Consider the following 3,372-nt stretch of genomic DNA (forward strand, 5'->3'; position numbering starts at 1 on the left):
CCCTCTTCGCATGCCCGACGGCGGATCGCACCACCCCGTTCGGCCCCGGCGACCCGCTGGCTGAGCTGTCAGAACCAGCCCGGGCTGTACCCCGCCCTGCTGCTGACAACCCCCGAGCCTCAGGGGGAGGACCGCCGTCGGCCCGTCCCGGGGCGAGGTCCGCTCACTCCACCGCATACCCTGAACCGGTGGGTGTGATCTCGGAACTCGGCGTCCTGCTTCGGCTGCGCGACTTCAGGAAGCTCTTCGCCGTCCGGCTGGTCAGCCAGGCGGGCGACGGCATGTTCCAGGTCGGGTTGGCGTCGCTCCTCTTCTTCTCCCCGGAGTCCCAGGGCACGGCGGCGTCGATCGCCGCGGCGTTCGCGGTGATGCTGGCCCCGTTCACGATCGTGGGTCCGTTCGCGGGGGTCTTCCTGGACCGGTGGAGCCGGCGCCAGGTCCTGGTGTGGGGCAACGCGGTGCGCGTGGTCCTGACGGCGGCCACGGCGGTCCTCATGCTGACGGCGGGCGTGACGCCGTGGATCTACGTCCTGGCGCTCGCGACGCTCTCGGTCAACCGGTTCCTGCTCGCGGGCCTGTCGGCGGGCCTGCCGCGGGTGGTCGACGGCCCGCTGCTCCTTACGGCCAACTCCCTGACGCCTTCTCTCGGTGCCGCGGCGGCCTTCGTGGGCGGCGGCATCGGGTTCCTGCTGAGCCTGTTGTTCGAGCCGGGCCGGGTCAAGGACTCGGTCGCGCTGATGTGCGCGGCGCTCGTGTTCGGGGCGGCGTCGGCACTCGCGCTGCGCATGTCGCGCGGGCTGCTGGGGCCGGACGAGCCCGCGGAGGCCGCGATCACGACCGAGATCGCCAAGGTGGCCCGGGGCCTCGCGGACGGCGCACGCTATCTCGCGGCACGGCGAACGCCCGGTCAGGCCCTCATGGTCATGGCGACGCACCGCTTCCTCTACGGGGTCACGTTCATCGCGTCGATCCTCATCTCGCGCAACCTGCTGTCGGATCCGGGCAACGCGAACGCGGGTCTGGCGACGTTCGCGACCGTCGTGGGGCTCACGGGGGTCGGTGGCGCTCTCGCCGTCGTGCTGACCCCGACCCTGTCGCGCTACACGGGGCCGCACCTGTGGATCGCGCTCATGCTGGGCCTGGCCTCCGCGAGCCAGCTGCTGCTCGTCACGACGCCGTCGCGCACGGTCGTGTACGCGGGGGCGCTGCTGCTGGGGCTCGCTGCGCAGGCGACCAAGATCGCGGTGGACACGATCGTCCAGCGTGACACCGCGGACGCCTTCCGCGGCCGGGCCTTCGCGTTCTACGACGTCCTGTACAACGCGGCGTTCGTGGGGGCGGCGGCCCTGGCCGCGTTCACGCTCCCGGACACGGGCTACTCGCGTCCGGTCTTCGTGGTGCTCGCGCTCGCGTACGCGGCGGCCGCGGTGGTCTTCGGCCGGTTCGGGGCTCGTCACCCGGCGGAGCCCGACGGCGCCGCTCACCTCCCACGGGCGACCGTCGGCGAGTAGCGCGTGGGGTGAGGTCGCTCACCCTGGGACCCGTCCACGTGACCGCCCAGCAGCGGATCCGGCCTGTTCCGGGCCGTGCGGCGCGGCCCGCGGCGTCGTCGCGGCGCGACCGATGAGTCCTGCCCGGAAAAGGAGTCGTCAGGGTCGCGGGGAATAACTGAGGATGGTCGAGCGTCGTTTCTCGTAGGGCGTACGACTTCTCGACCCGACGCTCCCCACCTCCCTCGCTGTGCTCCCCCGGGCCGCGCGGGCGCACGCCGACCCCACAGGAGAGCCATGCAGGTACCTCAGAGCACCGCCCCGTCCTTACCCACCTCCGACAAGCTCTCGCGCGAGAACTTCCTCGTGATCGCGCTGCTGCTCGTCTCGGCGTCGGTCGTCATCCTCAACGAGACGACCATGGGCGTCGCCCTGCCGCACCTCATGGCCGAGATGCACATCTCCGCGACCACGGGCCAGTGGCTCACGACGGCCTTCATGCTCACCATGGCGATCGTCATCCCCGCGACGGGCTTCCTGCTGCAGCGCCTCGGGACCCGCGGCGCGTTCCTGCTCGCCATGTCGCTGTTCAGCGCCGGGACGGCCCTCGCGGCGTTCGCGCCCGGCTTCGGGTGGCTGCTCGGTGCGCGCGTGGTGCAGGCCTCGGGCACGGCGATCATGATGCCGCTGCTCATGACGACCATCATGACGCTCGTCCCTCCGACGGCCCGTGGCCGGATCATGGGCAACGTCGCGATCGTCATGGCCGCCGCTCCCGCCCTGGGCCCCACGCTGTCCGGTCTGATCCTCGACACCCTGAGCTGGCGCTGGATCTTCGGTCTGGTCCTGCCGGTCGCCCTCGTGGCGCTCGTCGTCGGCGCGAAGTACGTCAAGGACTCGGCCGACCGTACGCACACGCGACTCGACCCGCTCTCGCTCGTCCTCGCGGCCCTCGCGTTCGGCGGCCTGGTCTACGGCCTGTCCAACCTGGGCGAGGCCGCCCGCGCCACGCCGGTCGTGCCCGTGTGGATCCCGCTCGTCGTCGGGCCCGTTTTCCTGGTCCTGTTCGTCGCGCGTCAGCTCGTCCTCCAGCGCCGCGACGCGGCACTCCTCGACCTGCGCGTCTTCTCCTCGCGCGGCTTCACGGTGTCGCTGGGGATCATGGCGGTCAGCATGATCGCGCTGTTCGGCTCGATCATCCTGCTGCCGCTGTACCTGCAGAACTCGCTGGGCTTGGACCCCTTGTACACGGGGCTGCTCGTGCTGCCGGGCGGTCTGCTCATGGGTCTGCTGGGCCCGACGGTCGGGCGCCTGTACGACCGCGTCGGCCCGCGTCCCCTGGTCCTGCCCGGCCTGGTCGCGGTCACGGTGTCGCTCGCCGCGCTGGCGACCGTGGGCGCGAGCACGTCGCCCTGGTTCGTCCTGGGCGCGCACGTCGTGCTCAGCCTGGGCCTGGCGTTCGTGTTCACGCCGCTGTTCACGGGGGCCCTCTCGGCACTCCAGCCGTCGCTGTACTCGCACGGCAGCGCGATGATCGGCACGGTCCAGCAGCTCGCGGGGGCCGCCGGTACGGCGCTGTTCGTCGCGGTCATGACGTCGCGCTCGGTCACGCTGGCGGCTGAGGGCGCGAGCCCGCAGGTCGCCCTCGCGGAGGGCGTGAGCTCGGCGTTCGTCTGGGGCGCGGCGGTCACGCTGGTCGCGGTCGCGCTGACGTTCCTGCTGCGCAGGCCGGCTGCGGTCGAGACGTCCCCCGTCCTGCCCGACGCCGTCGCGCCCGCCACGCTCGACGCTCCCGTCCTCGAGGGTGTCGGGGAGGCGCCCGAGCGGCGCTGACGCGGCCGGGTCGGAGGCAGGACGACGCACGAAGGGCGGGCACCGATGG

2 protein-coding genes are annotated in these 3,372 nt (G+C 72.2%); both read left to right on the plus strand.

Annotated elements, in window-relative coordinates; translation table 11 throughout:
- The first annotated feature begins 188 nt into the window (after positions 1-188).
- Complete coding sequence (locus ACFWFR_RS18585; RefSeq protein ID WP_377624069.1) at positions 189-1,511, plus strand: MFS transporter; 1,323 nt, start codon at positions 189-191, stop codon at positions 1,509-1,511.
- Positions 1,512-1,787: 276 nt separating this feature from the next.
- A complete protein-coding gene (locus ACFWFR_RS18590) occupies positions 1,788-3,323 on the plus strand; it encodes an MDR family MFS transporter (RefSeq protein WP_377624070.1) in 1,536 nt (511 codons plus the stop codon).
- The last annotated feature ends 49 nt before the right edge of the window (positions 3,324-3,372 follow it).

Origin of the sequence: Oerskovia sp. NPDC060287 (assembly GCF_042726775.1) — a bacterium.
GTDB lineage: Bacteria > Actinomycetota > Actinomycetes > Actinomycetales > Cellulomonadaceae > Oerskovia > Oerskovia merdavium.